Raw genomic sequence first — 17,836 nt, 5'->3', positions numbered from 1 at the left:
GTCAAGGAACCCGTGACAACTGCCGCCCACGGCCAGAAGACCGCTGCGCACCTGGTGGTCGAACCTGCCAAGCCCAGCAAGCCCCACATCGCACTGACCGGCGGGAAAGCCAGCCGCGTGCGCAAGAACGATCTCATCTTTGCCAGGAACGCTCTCGACCCAGAGAAGGTCGCGCAGTTGAACCGCGTCCCCTCAATGTTTTTGAATTACGCCGAGGACCGCGCCAGCCAGCGCCGGGACTTGCGCATGGACGACTGGCGCCAACACGTGGACCGCTTTGTCGAATTCAACGAACGGCCGTTGTTGAAAGATGCCGGTACGGTCAGCCACGAGCGCATGCAGCAGATCGTGCATGAGCGCTATGCCGCGTTCGATGCCAAGCGGCGCCTAGCAGAACCCTTACCAGCGGATGTGGAGGACATCAGGGCACTGGAGTTAGTGGAGAAATCGGCGCGCAGGGAAGGCCTGCATGCAAAAAACAAAGGGCCACGAGATGCTTCCTAAAGACTGGCTTCAAATCAGCGCTGGAGAATGCACCGAACTGCTAACAGGCCATGCATTCAACAGTCAACATTATGCAGAACCAAATGCATCAACAGTAAGACTACTTCGCGGTGACAACGTGGTGCCAGGATCTCTTCGCTGGGACGATGCTAAGCATTGGGCGACACCGTATGCGAAACAGCTTCAGCGATACGAAATGCGTCAAGGTGATATCGTAATTGCAATGGATCGACCACTCGTGGGCGCGGGATTGAAGTGCAGCGTTGTAAAGCAGCATGACCTCCCATGCCTCTTGGTCCAGCGAGTTGCTCGACTTCGCGCAAAGAGCCATGTCGAACAAGGTTATCTAACGCAGCTATTTCAAACTCGACAGTTTAGCCAACACCTAAAAGGTCAAAAGACAGAAACAGCGGTCCCTCATATTAGTCCAAACGACATTCGGGACTTTCAGCTGGCACTCCCATCGAACTTGCATGAACAACGCCGCATCGCCCACATCCTCTCCACCTGGGATCAAGCCATCGCCACCACCGAGCGACTGCTAGCCAACAGTCGTCACCAGAAGATGCTGCTTTCACAGCAAGTATTGACCGGCAAGGCACGTCTTGCGGGCTTCACTGCTAGTGGGCATAAGAGGAACACGCCCTATGGCTCAGTTCCAGTGGAGTGGGACTACCCCCGAATCGGCGATGTCGCTGCAGAAATCAGCGAAAAATTAGGCGATTCGGAGCCCCACCCGGTCTTGTCCTGCACCAAACACCACGGGCTGGTGGATTCACTGAAATACTTCAAAAAACAAGTTTTTAGCCTAAATACGTCCACCTACAAGGTTGCTCCTCGGGGCTGCTTCGTCTATGCAACGAATCATATCGATGAAGGCTCCATCGGCTATCAGAACTTGTACGACGCCGGCCTGATCAGCCCTATGTACACGATCTTCAAGACAAACGATAAGGTCGTTGATGCCTACCTGTTTGCGCTTCTCAAGACAGAGCACTACCGCCAGATATTTGCGTCTGCGATCAATGCCTCTGTGGACCGCCGCGGAAGCCTGCGCTGGAAGGACTTCCAACGCATCCACATTCCGTTGCCGTCCGTAGAAGAGCAGCAGGCGATTGCGACGATGTTGGCTCAAGGCGGCCGCGAAGTTGCGTTGATCAAGAACCAGCTGGACCTGCTGCGCGAAGAAAAATCCGCCCTGATGTCCCAACTCCTCACCGGCAAACGCCGCGTGCGCCTGCCAGCCGACGAGGCCGCACACGCATGACGCACAGCGCCCCGGACACCCGCGAACAGGCCAGCGCGCAGCTGCCCGCACTGCACCTGCTGTGCAACCTGGGCTGGCGCTACCTCAGCAGTGCGCACTGCCTGGCGCTGCGCGGTAGCACCCGCGAGGTGCTGTTGCTGCCGCGCCTGATCGAGACGTTGCAGAGCCGTCGTTTCGACTACAAGGGGCAGACCTACCCGCTCTCGCCGAGTGGCATCGACCAGATCGTGCGCGAGCTGTCGGCGCTGCCGCTGGGCGATGGGCTGCTGGCTGCCAATGAGCGGCTGTATCAACTGCTGACGCTGGGCATCACCGTCACCGAGTTCATGCCTGACGGCAAGAAGCACCAGCCCACCATCGCGGTGATCGACTGGGGCGATGCAGCCCACAACCTGTGGGACATCACCGAAGAATGCGAGGTGCTCTCCACCCACGGCACGCATACGCGCACGCCCGACATCGTGGGCTACGTCAATGGCCTGCCGCTGGTGGTGATCGAAACCAAGCGCGCCGATGCCGGGCATGCCGGCAAATCGATGGTGGCCGAAGCGGTGAGCCAGCAATTGCGCAACCAGCGGGCAGAAGAGATTCCGCAGTTGTTCGCCTATGCGCAAGTGTTACTTGCAATCAGCCTGACCGAGGCGCGCTACGGCACCACGCACACCCCGGCCAAGTTCTGGGCGCGCTGGCGCGACGAGCAGGTCGACCAGGCGCAGCTGAGCCGCCTCAAGAACCTGCCACTGCCTGCGGCTACCCGCGATGCCCTGCTGGCAGACAAGCCGGCGCCGCTGCGGGCCTACTGCCAGACGTTGTGGGCCAAGCCCATGCTGCCCACCGAGCAGGACCTGCTGTTGGCCGGGTTGCTCACCCCGGCCAGGCTGCTGGAGGTGCTGCGCGGTTTTGTGCTGTTCGACCGCAAGGTCGGCAAGATCGTGGCGCGCTACCAGCAGTTCTTCGGCATCCGCGCGTTGCTGGCGCAGATCCGCACGCGTCGCCCCGACGGCGGACGCCAGGGCGGCGTGCTGTGGCACACCACCGGCTCGGGCAAGAGCTTCACCATGGTGTTTCTGACCAAGGCGTTGGTGCTGGATACGGCCTTGACCCAGTGCCGGGTGCTGGTGGTGACCGACCGTACCGACCTGGAGGCGCAGCTGTCGCGCAACTTCATCAGCGGCGGCGCGTTTGGCTCGGCCGTCGGCACCAAAAAAGAAGGTGAGCGCAGCAAGGCCACCACCGGCCGCGATCTGGCGCGCCGCATCGGCCAGGGCAGCGAGCGCATCACCTTCTCGCTGGTGCAGAAGTTCACCACCGCCGCCAAGCTGCCCGAGTGCCACAACGCCTCGGCCGATTTGATCGTGCTGGTGGATGAAGGCCACCGCAGCCACGGCGGCGAAACCCACGAGCGCATGCGCAAGGCGCTGCCCAATGCGGCCTATTTGGCGTTCACCGGCACCCCGCTGCTCAAGAACGAGAAAGCCGCCAACAAGTTCGGCCCGATCCTGCATGCCTACACCATGCAGCGCGCAGTCGAAGACCAGACCGTGGCCCCGCTGCTATACGAAGAACGCGTGCCGGAGCTGGAGGTCAACGCGGCGGCGGTGACCCGCTGGTTCGACAAGATCACCGCCGGGCTCTCGGACGCGCAGAGCGCGGATCTGAAAAAGAAGTTCGCCAGCAAGCGCGCCATTTATGGGGCGGCCAATCGCATCGAACTCATCGCCTGGGACATTGCCGCGCATTTCAACGAGAACATCAAACCGTTGGGCCTGAAGGGGCAGCTGGCGACCGACAGCAAGCGCGACGCCATCCGCTACAAGCGCGCCCTGGACGAGACCGGACTGGTGACAGGCGCGGTGGTGATCTCCCCGCCCGATACCCGCGAGGGCAACAGCGACGTCGATGAAGACACCCTGCCCGAGGTGCAGAAATGGTGGAAGCAGGCCATCACCGACCAACGGCTGGATCCGCAAGAGTACGAGCGACAGACCGTGCGCGACTTCGGTGGCGATGGCGATCCGGACCTGCTCATCGTGGTGGACAAGCTGCTCACCGGCTTCGATGAGCCGCGCAACGCGGTGCTCTACATCGACAAGCCGCTCAAGGGCCACAACCTGATCCAGGCGGTGGCACGGGTGAACCGCCTGCACGACGCCAAGCGCTACGGCATCCTGGTGGACTATCGCGGCATCCTGACCGAACTGGACACGGCGGTACGCGCGTATCAGGACCTGGAAACACGTACCCAAGGCGGCTTCGATGTGGCCGATATCGAGGGCCTCTACCAGGCGATCAGTACCGAGTACCGACGCTTGCCCGCGCTCAATGCCAGGTTATGGGCATTCTTCGACGGGCTAGCCAGCCATGACGATCCGGAGCAGTTCCGGCAGCGCCTGAGCCCGCGCTTCGTCGCTGACGAAGAGGGCGCCGATTACGACGAGCGGCAGAAACTGCGCGACGATTTCTCCGCCGTGCTGACCGAGTTCGGCCTGTGCCTGCAGACTGCACTCTCCTCGCGCAGCTTCTTTGAAGACGCCGCTTTTCCGGATGCATTGATCGACCGCTACAAGCACGACCTGCGCTTTTTCTCCGGGTTGCGCAGGACCGCACGCCAGGATGCGATGGAAACCGTGGACTACAGCATCTACGAAGAGCAGATCCGCAAGCTGGTGGACAAACAGGTGATTGGCCGCGAGGTGCGTGAATCCTCGGGTGCTTACGTCGTGCACGAATTGGGCAAGCGCGAAGATCCGCAGACCTGGTCGGAGGAGAAGACCCGCAACGAGGCCGATCTGATCCAGACGCGTCTGCGCAAGACCATCGAACAGGAGCTGGCCAGCGACCCGTACGCGCAAAAAGTCTTCGGCGAGCTGTTGCGTGAGGCCATTGCCGAGGCAGAAGCCATGTTCGATCATCCCTTGAAGCAGTACGCCGTGTTCAAGGCCTTCGAGCAGCGCCTGGAGGTCAGGCAGATCCCCAGTATTCCGGTGGCATTGGCCGACAACCCCCATGCCAGTGCCTATTACGGCGCGATCCTGCTGGAATTGGGCGAGGATGCCATGCACGCCAAGAGTGCTGCAGAGACAGCGCATCTGGCCGATCTGGCACTGACGATCGATGGCGTGGTGCGCACCGCCATTGCCGAGAACTCGTTGAACCTGCACAGCATCGAGTCACAGATTCGCCAGACATTGCTTCCGCCCATCTTCGATCTGGTCGGGCTGGACCATGCCAAGGCCATCGTGGAGCAGGTCGTGCACATCACGCGCATTGGGCTCAGCCGCACGTGACACCAGGTCAGACCGACGCCGAGATGGTGGTGACCTACGGCGAGCGCCGCATCCACTGCCAGATCCGGCGATCCGCGCTAAGGCGCACCCAACGCGTGGCCATCCATGTGGAGCCCGATGGCTGCGTACGGCTGGATGCGCCGCTGCATGCGACCGATGTTCAGATCAGACGCGCGCTGACCCAGCGCGCACGCTGGATCGACCTGCGCTTGGTGGAGATCGAAAACCGCCTGCGGCACGTCGCTCCGCGTGAATACGTCAGTGGCGAAACTGTGCTGTATCTGGGGCGGCGCTACCGGCTGAAGGTGATCCTTGACGACCAGATGCATGACGTCCACCTGCGTGGCGGCTACGTCGAAGCATGGGTGCCCAGCCGTGCGCCCGAGGTGGTGCGCGCAGCGCTGGAAGTCTGGCAACGCGAGCGCGCCAGGTTGCTGCTACCGCAGCGCGTGGCCAACATGGCCGCCCAACTCCGCTGGATCAAGCAGGTGCCACCCCTCTCACTGCGGACGATGCAGCGCCAGTGGGGCAGTTGCTCACCCTTGGGAAGGATCAGCTTGAATCTAGGCCTGATCCGTGTCCCGGGCACCTGTATCGATTACGTCATCCTGCATGAGCTGTGTCATCTGAAAATCCACAACCACGGCAAGGCCTTCTATCGCCTGCTCGATGCCCATATGCCTGGTTGGCGGGAGATCAAACAACGCCTGGATAGTCTGGCCGAGCTGGCGTTGCGTCACTGAGCAATTAGATCAGTCGGGCTTCTCCGACCGCCTGGGGCAAGCATTCGGGTGGTCGGCGTAGTGGAGGCTTACTGCTTACCGCTTACTGCTTACTGCTTACTGCTTATTGCTTACTGCCTGCTGGGGCAGTGGTTCTTGGCTGACTCCGCTGCATGCGTTGCCATAACGTGAAGCGGATCAGCCAGAGATGTTTGCATGTCTCAGCAACGGCCCTTCAGACCGCCGCGCGCCCGCCGCTATCTGGACGTCCACTGCCCACGCAGGGTCTGCGACCTGTGCGGTATCGAACGGATCGCATTCCAGGCAAGATCACCGGCTCACGCCGTTGTGGAAGGCAGTGGCGCATTCCCGTCGTTCCAGCGAGCGACGGTCGGTTGGTGAGTTCCAGGAGCGTTTCATGTCGTCGTCCACCGTTACGCAAGACCCTGTCTCCGCGGTTCCGGAGCAGACCCAGCACGCCTTTGCCGAACACGTCCACAGCAAGCCCGCGCCCAGCCAGCCGATCGGCAGCACCGAAGCGGCGCACCTGATGACGTTCTTGTGCCAGACCCACTCGGCCAAACAGCCGCAGATCCTGCTGCCGCCGCAAGCGCGCGACGACGACGCGGCCTGAGCGCTCGCGTCAGCAACAAACATTGGCGACAGCACTGCAGCTGTCGCCAATTGCCCTTACTTGCCGGTGTTGAACGCCTTGAGCACGGTGAGCAGACTGGTCAGATTGTCGGCCACGCCCACTTGCGCGACCTTCTCGACGTCCGCCGCCGTAGCGGTGGCATCGAGACTGTAGATCTGCATCACGCCCTGGTTGGTGGCGGCCTGCGCTAGCGTGTTTTGTTGCTGCTGCGCGGCCACCGCGTTAGCAAAGAGAATCCCGCTCGAATGGGCCATGCTATGGTAGATCGTGCCCATCGCCATGGCGGGCGCTTCGCCGATCACCTTGACGTTGGTCTGCGTGACGGCATCGGTGATCTGATTGTTGACTGCGGTTGGAAAAGCCATGTGCGCGCTCCTGAGTGGACAGATACACGGCGCTGCGCGTTGTTGCAGGCCAATCGGCACTGAAAGCCGATCGCACCTGCCTACTGCGCGCGGTGCGCTGACCATGCAGCAGCCCACCGCACACCGTGTCATCTCGATAACGGCCTGCGCGCGTGCGACTGAATCCCCACAACACCTACGCAATGCACATCGCAGGCGCAGCGAAGTTCTGCGCGATGGCAGTGGGCAGGGTCAACGCGGTCAGGCCAAGTGCGGCCAGTCAGCGCAATGGGGAGAGCGGGTGTGACGACATCGCGGGTCCTCGCAGTGGTCGGCGACCACGGCCGCCTGGGTTGACCAGAGCACATGGTATTTAATAGATGATAAATATGTATCTTTAAAATCTACACAGGACTGGACCACAATGCCGCTGTCACGCCTGCTGACCTGCCTTGTTGCGAGCCTTGCTGCCTACGCAGTTCAAGCCAAATCGCCCATGCCGCCGCCCTCACCGATCATGCTCAGCGAGTTCATTGCCGACCAGGCACCGACGCCACAGGCGCACGCCTCTACGCTGTTGGAAACCCGCGACGGCACGCTGCTGGCGGCCTGGTTCGGCGGCGCACACGAGGGTGCGGCCGATGTCGGTATCTGGCTCGCCCAACGCGGCCCGCAGCACTGGCAGACACCGCGCCGCATCGCAGACGGCGCACACGCAGGCGTGGATGGCGCCGCACTGCCGGCCTGGAATCCGGTGCTGTTTCAGTCCGCCACCGGGCCGGTGCAGCTGTACTACAAGCTCGGCCCGAATCCGCGCGACTGGTGGGGCCTGCGCATTACATCGACCGATGACGGTGCGCACTGGTCGCCACCGCAGCGCCTGCCCGACGGCATTCTCGGCCCGATCAAGAACAAGCCGGTGCAATTGCCGAACGGACGCATCCTCGCACCCAGCAGCAGCGAAGACCGTGGCTGGCGCGCGCATCTGGAATGGAGCGACGACGACGGCGCACATTGGCAACGCGGCATGCCGCTCAATGATCCGACAGTGATCGGCGCGATCCAGCCCAGCGTGTTGCTGCATGCAGACGGCCGCGTGCAGATATTGGGCCGAAGCCAGCAGAACAAGCTTTTCAGTACGTTCTCCACTGATGGCGGCCTGCACTGGCAACCGATGCAATTGCTGGACGTAGAAAACCCCAACTCCGGCACCGACGCCGTGATGCTGCGCGACGGCCGCGCCCTGCTGGTCTACAACCCCGGCATCGCCGGCAAGGACTGGTGGGACGGCCGAGGCACACTTGCGGTGGCGCTATCGACTGATGGCGTGCACTGGCAGCGTGTGCTTACGTTGGAAAACAGCGCAAAAGACGAGTTTTCCTATCCCGCCGTGATCCAGACCCGCGATGGCCTGGTGCACATCAGCTACACCTGGAAGCGTCGACGCATCAAACATGTAGTGATCGATCCGGCGAGGCTTGGCGGCAGTACGGATGGCACGATGCCATAGTCACTTCTGCATTGCCCGGAAGTAAGTCAAGCGCACGGTGTCCTTACCGCTCGCGGGACATGCCGCCAAATGCGCAAGACACAAGCCTGATTCAGTCGAGGGCGCCGCACCAGAGAGTTAGTCGGTTGTTTTGCTTAAAACCATGCACAACGACCATCTCCACTGGTCCTTGCCCGCCCACCGTCGCGGGACCTTACGCGGCATGGATGCCGCGTAAGAGCTTACAAGGACGTACTTGCAGCGTGTCCCGCGATGGTGGGCGGGCAAGGGCCCTGCAGCCAAGCGGCAGATCAACAATCAAAGCCAGGTGAGTCGAGGGCGCGGTGCCCTCGCCGCTCGCGGGACACGCCGTGAACCCATCCCTGGGGGCTCGGTGGCGGCATCCATGCCGCCACACGGTCCCGCAATCGGTGAGGACACCGCACCAGACAGTTTGCTGACTGTTTTATTGAAAGCTATGCACACCGGCCGTCTCCACTGGTCCTTGCCCGCCCACCGTCGCGGGACCTTACGCGGCATGGATGCCGCGTAAGAGCTACAAGGACGTACTTGCAGCGTGTCCCGCGAGGGTGGGCGGGCAAGGACCCTGCAGCCAAGCCGCAGTCCAACCGCTCTACGCCTCACATCCCTTGCAACAACCCCACAATCCGCCGCACACGCGCCACATCGGTGCGCTGGTAATCGCCGCCCAGGTCGGAGATGTACGCATGCGGCGCATGCACCTGCGCCGCAACCGGCCCACGTGAGGAGGCATGAAATTCGCGCGCACCGGTACTTGCACGCAGCGCAAGCACATTGGTTTCGGAGACGCCTGCGCCCGGCATGATGCTGATGCGCTGGCCCGCCTGCTGCACCAGCCCAGCGATGGTGTCGGCACCTTCCAGCGCGCTTGCACGCGCACCGGAGGTCAGTACCCGCTCGCACCCCAACGTGATCGCATCTTCCAGCGCACGCGATGGATCGGCACTGACATCGATCGCACGATGGAAGGTCACACCCAGCGATCCCGCCGCCTCGATCAACGCCCGCATCGTGGCCAGATCGACATGCCCATGCGGATCCAGCGCGCCCAACACCACGCCATCGCAGCCCAGCCGCACGCATTGCTCCACATCGCGCCGCATCACCTCGACCTCGTCCGCATCGAAGACGAAATCGCCCACGCGCGGGCGGATCAACACATACAGCGGAATCTGCAATCGCTCACGCACCACCGCCAGCGTGCCGAACGACGGCGTCAGCCCGCCGCCATCCAGACCACCGCAGAGCTCGACCCGCATCGCACCGCCTTCCTGCGCGGCCAATGCCGAACCTAGCGAATCGGCAGCCACTTCCAGCCCCAACGCGCTCATGCCGCAGGCTCAGTGGTGTAGTGGCTTTCACCGGGCACCAGTAGATCCTGCCGTTGTGCATCGCAGACCGCGTAGCTGAAACCCTTCTGGATCGCGAATGCACCCACCTCGCCCTGCTTGTTCATTGCCAAAAACCCCACCTGCAGTGTGCGGGTGAGCTCGGGCTTGCGCCGTATCAGCCGCATCACCACCTCGCGGCATGCCTCTGCCGGCGACTTGCCCTGGCGCATCATTTCCACCACCGCAAAACTCCCCACATTGCGGATCACTTCTTCGCCAACGCCGGTCGAGGTCGCACCGCCCACCTCGTTGTCCACATACAGGCCCGCACCGATGATCGGGCTGTCGCCGACCCGGCCGTGCATCTTCCACGCCATGCCGCTGGTGGTGCACGCACCGGACAGATTGCCGTGCGCATCCAGCGCCAGCATGCCGATGGTGTCGTGATTGTCCTTGCCACCCGGCAACTTGGCATCGCGCCAGGCGCGGTTTTCGATGTTGGCCTCGGGCGAATACTTCGAGGTCTTCAACCACTCCTTCCACGCCGCTTCAGAGCTGGGCGTGAGCAGCTTGGTCTTCGGGAAGCCCTGCTCCAACGCGAACTGACGCGCACCATCGCCGACCAGCATCACATGCGGGGTTTTCTCCATCACCGCGCGCGCTACCGAGATCGCATGCACCACATCTTCCAGTGCCGCCACCGAGCCGCAATTGCCCAGGTGATCCATGATGCAGGCATCCAATGTCACCCGCCCATCGCGATCCGGGTAACCGCCCAGCCCCACGGTGGGATTGCTCGGGTCCGCTTCGGGTACGCGCACGCCGGCTTCCACCGCATCCAGCGCGATGCCGCCGGTACTGAGAATTTTCCAGGCGGCCTGGTTGGCCGCAATGCCGAAATCCCAGGTGGAAATCACCCGCGCCGCGCCGCGCGGCAACACCGCAACGCGGCCTGGCGTACTGGCACCAACCGCCGCCTGCGCACGCGCACCCCACCCGGCCAGACCGGAGGCGATCGCACCAAGCGTGGCGCTCTTGAGGAAGTGACGACGTTGGATCATCCGGGAACTCCATGAAGGAAACAGACAGCCGCACTGCGCGGCGACAGCCTTCCATCATGCGGCAGCGCCGCGTGCGGATAAACCGTATTGCGGCGCCCAGCAATGCGGATTCGCGCATAACACACGGGGCGACCGACAGCGCCCTGCCCAGCCGTACCCTCATCCGGCGCTACGCGCCACCTTCTCCCGATGGGAGAAGGGAAGAATCCCCCCCCTCCGCTGGCACTGCACACGGCAGCACGCACCAGCGACCGAAAAATCTTCAACCCACTTAACCCCATTTGCCGCACTGGCCCGTTTACTCAACAGAGGCGCAGTGCACGGCGACCTCGGGCTGTCCGGTTGTTCACCCATCCCACTTCGCCACGCAAAGGATTCCCATGCCACGTCATAGCCTTCTTGCGCTCGCCCTGCTGCTGAGCGCCTGCTCGCACGAACCCACCGAGCCGAACAGCGACCGGTCGCGCACCACCGCCTTGCCTGCCACCGCTCAGCCTTCGCAACCCACCGCATCGACGACGCCCCACGCCGAAGGCCAGCTCGCAGTGCCTGCCCCTGCACACGCAATGGAGCAGCCTTCCACGCCGAGCCCACCACCTCCGCCATCATCGCCATCAGTGATGCCATCGCCGATGCCTGCAGCGTCCATCGCGCTCGAGTCCTTCGTGGCACAACGCGCACCGGCCGCCAAACTGGTCGCGCGTCGCCCAATGCTCGACAACCTCATTCCGATGCCGCCGATCCTGCCGGCACCCGCCGAAAATCGCGAAACCTATCAAACGCTAAGCGACAACCCGATCGTGCAGACCGCAGCGAATCCGGTGTCTACCTTCAGCATCGACGTGGACACCGGCAGCTACAGCAATGTGCGGCGATTCCTGAGTGCAGGCACGCTGCCGCCGGTCGATGCAGTGCGCGTGGAAGAACTGATCAACTACTTCCGCTACGACGATCCTGCGCCGACCGACGGCAAACCCTTCGCGGTGCGCACCGAACTGGCGCCCACACCCTGGAACAACGACAGCCTGCTGCTGCGCGTCGGCATCGCCGGTCGCGCTATCGCAACGGCTGACTTGCCGCCGGCCAACCTGGTGTTTCTGGTCGATGTCTCCGGCTCGATGGAATCGCCCGACAAACTGCCGCTGCTGCAGTCCTCGCTCAAGCTGCTGGTGCGCCAGTTGCGTGCGAAAGATCGCATCACCCTGGTGACCTACGCCGGCAACACTGCGGTCGTACTGCCGCCCACGCCCGGCGACCAGCAAGGCCGGATCATCGAAGCGATCGACGCCCTGCAGTCGGGCGGTTCCACTGCCGGTGCCAGCGGTATCGAACTGGCCTACAAGGCGGCACAGCAAGGCTATCTGCGCGGCGGCATCAACCGCATCCTGCTCGCCACCGACGGCGACTTCAATGTCGGCGTCACCGACTTCGATCAGCTCAAGGGCATGGTCGCCGAGAAGCGGCGCTCCGGTGTGGCGTTGTCCACGCTCGGCTTCGGCACAGGCAACTACAACGACACATTGATGGAACAGCTGGCCGATGCGGGCGACGGTGCCTACGCCTACATCGACTCGCCACTGGAAGCGCGCAAGGTGCTGACCCACGAGCTTGGCGCCACGCTGGTCACCATCGCGCGCGACGTCAAGATCCAGGTCGAATTCAATCCGGACACCGTCAAGGAATACCGCCTGATCGGCTATGAAAACCGTGCCTTGCAACGCGAGGATTTCAACAACGACCAGGTCGATGCAGGCGAGATCGGTGCCGGCCACACCGTCACCGCACTGTACGAAATCACTCCGACCAACAGCCACGCATCGGTGGACCCGTTGCGCTATGCCAACACCGCCACACCTCGAAAAGTGCGTGCAATCGACAGCGAACTGGCACACGTCAAACTGCGCTACAAACTCCCCGATGCCCAGCGCAGCAAGCTGCCTCGACACAGTGGTCAGCAACGATCACCGCCTGGCATTGAACGCCACCAGCGATGCCTTCCGCTTTTCCGCCGCAGTGGCCGGGTTCGGCCAGCGCCTGCGTGGCGGCAGTCAGTTGCGTGGCTGGGATTATCCGCAGGTACGCGCCTTGGCTGCCGGCAGCCTGGGCAGCGACCGCTTCGGCTACCGCGCCGACTTTCTGCGCATGGTGCAGCAGGCCGACACGCTGAGCCCCCGGCCACTCGCCAACACTGACTGATGCACGCGGCGCTTGCCTATACTGCGCGCATGCAACCTGCCAACCTTGCGCATCTTCCCGACGAGGAGCTCATGCTCCTCGTCGCCAATGGCTTTGTCGAACAACCGGCCACCGAGTTGTTCACGCGCCACAACCGCGCCCTGTTCAATTTTTTGGCCTGGTTGTGCGAAGGCAACCTGAGCGAAGCAGAAGATCTCGCGCAAAAGACCTGGGTCAAGCTGATGACCCGCTGCAGCGACTACCGCCCCGGGCAGGCGACGTTCAACAGCTTTCTGTTTCAGATCGCGCGCAATGGCTGGATCGACATCCGCCGCAGCGCTTATCACACCACCTCGGTTGCGCTGGACGATGCGCATCTGCAGCTGCCAGACGACGACCTGAGCACCGAGCAGTTGGCCATGCTCGGCCAGCAACAACAGCGCGTGCGCGCCGCAGTGATGGCATTGCCCGACGCACAGCGCGAAGTGGTGGTGCTGCGCTTCTTTGCCGAACTCAGCATGGAAGAAATCGCCCAGGTGATCGGCGAAGGCTTCGAGACCGTCAAGAGCCGGCTGCGCTATGCGTTCGCAAAACTGCGCCTTAGCCTGGATGCGACGCAATGAGTAGCGCATTCGACCGCTTTCTCGCGGGCAGCGATGGCCTTGCCGCACTGCTGCGTGCCCTGCCGTCGCATGCACCGCCTGCGTCCATGGATGCATGGTTTGCGCAGGCCGCGCGCATTGCCGATGCCGAACGCAATGCAGCGACTCCCGCACAGGACGGATTGCAATTCGAAGCACCCTCCACGATGGCAGCCGTGTTTGCCGCCGCCGCAGCGCAAGCCGAACAAGCGCAGGCAGCACAGCGCGCTGCCGTACAGGCGCGTCTTGCACAGGGCGAACGTGCCGATCAGGCATTGGGGACGGCGTTGAGCGCATCTGCGCGTGCGTGGATCGAGCAGCAAGCGCGCACCGACAAGGCAGCTATGCGGCCGAGTGTGGATGTGCCCTCCGCTGCAGATGTGTCGATAGCTGCAGAGGTATTTCTAGCTAAAGATACTTCGATGGCTGCGGATTTATCTCTAGCTAAAGATGCTTCGATAACTGCGGATATGTCTGCTTCTTCGAATGAAGCGGCAGATACATCTGGAGCTGCATCGCGCTCCCCAGCTGCGCCTGAAATTGCATCTTCATCTGCATCTGCATCTGCATCTGCTGCTCACTCAGGCTCAGGCTCAGGCATCAACACTGCAAGCACTCGAATCAAGCGCAACCTCTACTCAAACCAGCCACGCAGCCGCCTCCCGGCGCAGCAGCCGGCGCCCGCGCTGGATGCCGACGCTCGCCTTTGCTGCATCGATCACGCTGGCCGTTGGCATTGGCCTACAGTGGCAGGCCAGCCAACCCACGCTGGAGCTGCCGACCGCTACGACGCCTGATACGGCATTGGCAGAACCGCAAAAGACTCAACAGGCAACGCGCGACGCCCACCAGGTGGATCGCACAGTAGACAGCACATCCGACCTGCCTGCACTGCCGGCACCGGCGTATGCCGAGGCACCCAATGCGGCCGCGCCTTCGATAGCGGCGTTGCCATCGCGGTCGCCATTGCCACCATTGCCCCCAGCGCAGCCATCGCCAGCTCCAGCTCTCGCTCCGGAACCAGTTAGTGCGCCACCGCTCACTCCTGCTGCGGCACCTGCACCTGCTGCTGTGCCTGCGCCTGCTGCGGCGCCTGCACTTGCAGCCATGAGCGTCGCCGAACCTGCGCCAGGCGTTGATGCGCAATCCATCGACGCGCAGGCACCAGCAGCGCCCCCGCCGCCCGCTCCCATCGTCGCAAGCCCGGCCGATGCGTTCGTCAGTGGCTCGCTTGCCGCACCCGCAAATCGCAGCACACCCGCATCCGCATCGATTGCACCAGACGCGGCATCGGCACCTGTATCGCCGCCAGCGCAAACCTCACTGATCGAGCGACAAACAAACGCGCATGCAGCAGAAACACCACTGATCTCCCGCGCTGCGCCTGTCGCAGGCCAGGCTGCTCCGCTGCGCGTGCGCAATGCACCCACACCGCGCCTCGATGCCTATCGCGATGCATCTCCATCATCCAAACCAGCCGCTAGCGCAGCCGCGCCGGACGCAACGGTCTACCAGGCAAAGGGCAGCATGACCCGCAAGCCAGGTCTGCTAAAACTTTCCACTTCGCCACGCGACTGGCTTGCGCGTTACGCACTGTCTGCCGATCGAACGCCTGCCCAGATCCGCCTCCGGGCCGCCACAGCGGATGCGCCCGAGGTGCAGAGCTGGGCCACTCAACTGCGCGATCAACTCAAGCAACGCGGCTGGTCGACGCAGGTGGATATCGTGCAAGACACGCATCTGGCAGCTGACCAGCTACGCCTCGAACCATTCGACACTGCGCAATAAGGGCGCCCCCTTTCAGCACAACGCTGCGATCAACGCAGATATCAACGCAAGGTAGCGTCACTGGGCAACGCGCGCAGTGTGTAACCCCTGACCTTTTGGTCGATCAGCTGTCGCTCAAACCGTCAGGCATTCCGCTGCACATCGCGAATAAACGCTCAGCAAATCGACCGCGCACATCGGCAACTCAACGCGTACTCCACAGGCACTAAGCGCCAACAGGTGGGTCATCGTCGCGCAACTTGCTGGTCAACACATGGTCGCGCCAGACGCCGTTCAATTGCAGATAACGCCGCGCATAACCTTCGATCTGGAAACCCAGCCGCTGCAGCACGCGCGCACTGCGCAGATTGTCGGGGACGTATTGCGCCATCACCCGATGCAGGCCGAGCGGGCCGAATGCGAAGGCAATGCCCTGCGTGGCCGCCCACTGGATCAACCCGCGTCCCTGCTGCTGCGCATCCAGGCCGTAGCCCAGATGGCAGCCCTGGAAGGCGCCACGCTGGATCTGGGTGAAGCCGACCGTGCCGATCACCTGTGCATCGCGCAACAACACCAGTTGCAACTCGCGCTCGCCGGGCACCGCAGTGCGATAAGCGATACTCAGGCGCCGCCAGCCGTCGGTGGTGTAGAACGCAGGCGGCCGCAGTGGCATGGCACCGGCGAGATGTTCGCGGTTACGGGTGTGGTACTCGGCCATCGCCGCTGGATCGACCACCGCCAGATCGCACAGCACCACACCGTCTGCATGATCAACTGGCGCGAAAACGGGAAGGCTCGTGACAGTGCGCGTAGTACAGATGCCGCCGCGTAGTCGTCTAGCCAGCCGCGCTTAGGCAGCAACCGCCGCAAGCGCCTGCGCAACCTGCGCTTCGATCGCATCCAGGTTCGGCAGCAGTGCGCTCTGCTCGCCCAGCAGCACACGCATGTGCACGCCGTCGGGCAGTGCGTCTTCGGAGGCGTCGGCCAGCAGGCCGTCGCGCGGCACCGAGATCAGCTGCGGGAACGAGGCGGTGAGCAGCGCGAAATATGGCAGCGCCGGATCGCCACCCAGCGCCTTCAGCACGATCACCTTGTTGTTGACTGCGGCGGGCTCTTCGCCCATGCCGCTGAGGCGCGCGAACGAGAGCAACGGCACTTTCCAGCCGTACCAGTCGATGCGCCCGACCACCCAGCGCGGCATGTCGGCCATCGGCTCGACCGCTACCCGCGACATCACCTCTGCCACGGTGGCATTCGGCAGCAGCACGCGCTCCTGTCCGGCCTGGATCAGGACGCCGCGGATTTCGTCATTGTTGGCGTAGCTCATCGCACTTGTTCCGATCTGAGAGGAAGCGCCCGGCTTACGCCGGCCAGCGCTGTGCCAACGCCTGCGCCAACTGCGCAGGGTCGCCGGTCAAAATGCCTTGGCGTGCCAGACGCGCTGCCGCGGCCGGGTCGTAGCAACCGTCGGCGGACTGACCCGCCAACCAACCGCCCTGTTCCGCCAGTGCCAGCGACGCATCCACCAGCGCCTCGTTGGCACCGCTGAGCATCAGCACCGCACTGTCGGCCGGCGGCAACGCGGCCACCAGCGCGGCAGGATCGGTGTGCGCGATAAAGGCCAGGGCGCCCGCATGCTGCTGAACACCGACTTCTTCGGGCAGTACATACACCTTGCCGGCCACGATCACCTGGCCGACTTCAGCCAGTTCGACCGGCAGCGCAGACACACGTCCCATCTGCCGCACCAGGTTGCCGTACTGGCCACCATCCAGCGTCATGCGCACCAGCACGGGGCGCGGAAACTGCGGCGGCAACGCGCCCAGCAGCCGACGGATCGCATCCGGGCCACCGATACCGGCCATCACCAGCACCGCGCCGGCGGCCTCGCCCGTGTGGTCCAGCTCCACCAGCGACAGACCGCCGGTCGACAGCGCCGCCACGTCCAGCTCGGCACGCGGGCGCACCACCACGGCCACCTCATCGACCAGGCCCCAGGTGCTGGAATCGCCCAGCGACAGGCCAGGTTTGTCGTCAACAACCGCAGCGGCATCAGTGCTGCCGGAACGCGTGAAAAATCCATCGCCAGGAATGCGTTCGAAGATCTGCGCGGCTGCTTCCAGATGCTGGTCGAGCTGCAGATCCGAATGCTGCCGCGGCGCCAGTTCCAGGCCAGGCTCGGGCTGCAACGACGGCTCACTTTCGGTGCCCGGCGGCAACACGTCGGCATGGCCGTGCAGCTTGGCGGCCAGATGGCGTACCCACCGCTGCGCTTCCCAGCCCTCGCGGCGCACGGTCAACTCAGCCTCGTCGAAGATCACCGTGACGCCTGGCATGTTGAAAGCCGGTTCCAGCGCTTCGAGTGCGTCTTCGATCGACGGCTCCAGCGAGACCAGCACCGCCACCGGCTCGGCATCGCGCAGCATCTGCACGTCCACCGCAGAGGGATCGTCTTCCAGCACCACCTGCGCGCCGGCCAGACCGAGCGCTTCACGCAGGCGCTCGCGCGCCGGACCGGGCCGGCCCAGCAGGGCGACCGGCGTTCCCATTG

At 63.4% G+C, this 17,836-nt stretch carries 16 protein-coding genes and 1 pseudogene; 10 read left to right on the top strand and 7 right to left on the bottom strand.

All coding sequences use genetic code 11. The annotated features are described in order from the left end of the window. Positions 1–12: 12 nt before the first annotated feature. The 5 genes from rhuM (at position 13) to NDY25_RS17435 (ending at position 6,414) form a co-directional block, all read left to right on the top strand. Entirely contained in the window at positions 13–504 is a 492-nt protein-coding gene (gene rhuM / locus NDY25_RS17455) for a RhuM family protein (RefSeq protein ID WP_233366459.1), read from the top strand. Then, the gene (locus NDY25_RS17450) at positions 470–1,771 is read left to right on the top strand and encodes a restriction endonuclease subunit S (RefSeq protein ID WP_233366461.1); all 1,302 of its coding nucleotides are present in this window, start codon (positions 470–472) and stop codon (positions 1,769–1,771) included. The genes rhuM and NDY25_RS17450 overlap by 35 nt, the downstream gene beginning before the upstream one ends. Beyond that, positions 1,768–5,058, top strand: a complete 3,291-nt coding sequence (locus NDY25_RS17445; protein WP_168958171.1) for a type I restriction endonuclease subunit R — start codon at positions 1,768–1,770, stop codon at positions 5,056–5,058. The genes NDY25_RS17450 and NDY25_RS17445 overlap by 4 nt, the downstream gene beginning before the upstream one ends. Beyond that, positions 5,055–5,801 carry a YgjP family zinc-dependent metalloprotease gene (locus NDY25_RS17440; RefSeq protein WP_168958170.1) on the top strand — a complete coding sequence of 249 codons (747 nt, stop codon included), beginning with the start codon at positions 5,055–5,057 and terminating at the stop codon, positions 5,799–5,801. Before NDY25_RS17445 ends, NDY25_RS17440 begins: the two co-directional genes overlap by 4 nt. A 397-nt stretch (positions 5,802–6,198) precedes the next feature. Continuing rightward, positions 6,199–6,414: a hypothetical protein gene (locus NDY25_RS17435; RefSeq protein ID WP_016904393.1), complete on the top strand. Its 216-nt coding sequence runs from the start codon at positions 6,199–6,201 to the stop codon at positions 6,412–6,414. Positions 6,415–6,470: 56 nt separating this feature from the next. Here NDY25_RS17435 and NDY25_RS17430 read toward each other — a convergent pair whose 3' ends face one another. After that, on the bottom strand, positions 6,471–6,800 hold the full coding sequence (locus tag NDY25_RS17430) for a RebB family R body protein (protein ID WP_168958169.1): 330 nt from the start codon (positions 6,798–6,800) through the stop codon (positions 6,471–6,473). Positions 6,801–7,203: 403 nt separating this feature from the next. Between NDY25_RS17430 and NDY25_RS17425 the strand changes: the two genes are divergently transcribed. Continuing rightward, the gene (locus NDY25_RS17425) at positions 7,204–8,289 is read left to right on the top strand and encodes a sialidase family protein (protein ID WP_168958168.1); all 1,086 of its coding nucleotides are present in this window, start codon (positions 7,204–7,206) and stop codon (positions 8,287–8,289) included. A 620-nt stretch (positions 8,290–8,909) separates the two neighbouring features. Here NDY25_RS17425 and NDY25_RS17420 read toward each other — a convergent pair. Together NDY25_RS17420 and NDY25_RS17415 are read right to left on the bottom strand one after the other, a co-directional pair. Continuing rightward, positions 8,910–9,641, bottom strand: a complete 732-nt coding sequence (locus NDY25_RS17420; RefSeq protein WP_168958167.1) for a copper homeostasis protein CutC — start codon at positions 9,639–9,641, stop codon at positions 8,910–8,912. Continuing rightward, positions 9,638–10,702, bottom strand: coding sequence for a glycosylasparaginase (locus tag NDY25_RS17415; RefSeq protein ID WP_168958166.1), 1,065 nt, complete (start codon positions 10,700–10,702; stop codon positions 9,638–9,640). Before NDY25_RS17415 ends, NDY25_RS17420 begins: the two co-directional genes overlap by 4 nt. Positions 10,703–11,082: 380 nt before the next feature. Here NDY25_RS17415 and NDY25_RS17410 point away from each other — a divergent pair. The 3 genes and pseudogenes from NDY25_RS17410 to NDY25_RS17400 all read left to right on the top strand — a co-directional run bounded on the left by NDY25_RS17410 (position 11,083) and on the right by NDY25_RS17400 (position 14,315). Beyond that, a pseudogene (locus NDY25_RS17410) lies at positions 11,083–12,898 on the top strand (vWA domain-containing protein). Between the two features lie 29 nt (positions 12,899–12,927). Beyond that, positions 12,928–13,500 carry a sigma-70 family RNA polymerase sigma factor gene (locus tag NDY25_RS17405; RefSeq protein WP_168958164.1) on the top strand — a complete coding sequence of 191 codons (573 nt, stop codon included), beginning with the start codon at positions 12,928–12,930 and terminating at the stop codon, positions 13,498–13,500. Next, on the top strand, positions 13,497–14,315 hold the full coding sequence (locus NDY25_RS17400) for a hypothetical protein (protein ID WP_256627597.1): 819 nt from the start codon (positions 13,497–13,499) through the stop codon (positions 14,313–14,315). The genes NDY25_RS17405 and NDY25_RS17400 overlap by 4 nt, the downstream gene beginning before the upstream one ends. Before the next feature lie 242 nt (positions 14,316–14,557). Here the strand turns inward: NDY25_RS17400 and NDY25_RS17395 are convergent, their stop codons facing one another. Further along, on the bottom strand, positions 14,558–14,683 hold the full coding sequence (locus NDY25_RS17395; protein WP_256627596.1) for a hypothetical protein: 126 nt from the start codon (positions 14,681–14,683) through the stop codon (positions 14,558–14,560). Between the two features lie 362 nt (positions 14,684–15,045). Between NDY25_RS17395 and NDY25_RS17390 the strand changes: the two genes are divergently transcribed. After that, positions 15,046–15,306, top strand: coding sequence for a hypothetical protein (locus NDY25_RS17390; protein ID WP_256627595.1), 261 nt, complete (start codon positions 15,046–15,048; stop codon positions 15,304–15,306). A gap of 205 nt (positions 15,307–15,511) precedes the next feature. Here NDY25_RS17390 and NDY25_RS17385 read toward each other — a convergent pair whose 3' ends face one another. The 3 genes from NDY25_RS17385 to NDY25_RS17375 are packed head-to-tail and all read right to left on the bottom strand — an operon-like array spanning position 15,512 to position 17,834. Beyond that, positions 15,512–16,105 (bottom strand): GNAT family N-acetyltransferase, encoded by a 594-nt coding sequence (locus NDY25_RS17385; protein WP_256628009.1) that lies wholly within the window; start codon positions 16,103–16,105, stop codon positions 15,512–15,514. Between the two features lie 30 nt (positions 16,106–16,135). Further along, positions 16,136–16,612 carry a chemotaxis protein CheW gene (locus tag NDY25_RS17380; RefSeq protein ID WP_006450740.1) on the bottom strand — a complete coding sequence of 159 codons (477 nt, stop codon included), beginning with the start codon at positions 16,610–16,612 and terminating at the stop codon, positions 16,136–16,138. Positions 16,613–16,646: 34 nt separating this feature from the next. Next, positions 16,647–17,834 (bottom strand): chemotaxis protein CheB, encoded by a 1,188-nt coding sequence (locus tag NDY25_RS17375; protein ID WP_074058005.1) that lies wholly within the window; start codon positions 17,832–17,834, stop codon positions 16,647–16,649. Between the last annotated feature and the right edge of the window lie 2 nt (positions 17,835–17,836).

The organism is Xanthomonas hortorum pv. pelargonii (genome assembly GCF_024499015.1).
Taxonomy (GTDB): Bacteria; Pseudomonadota; Gammaproteobacteria; order Xanthomonadales; family Xanthomonadaceae; genus Xanthomonas; species Xanthomonas hortorum_B.
This window is presented reverse-complemented; position numbering and strand designations above follow the sequence as displayed.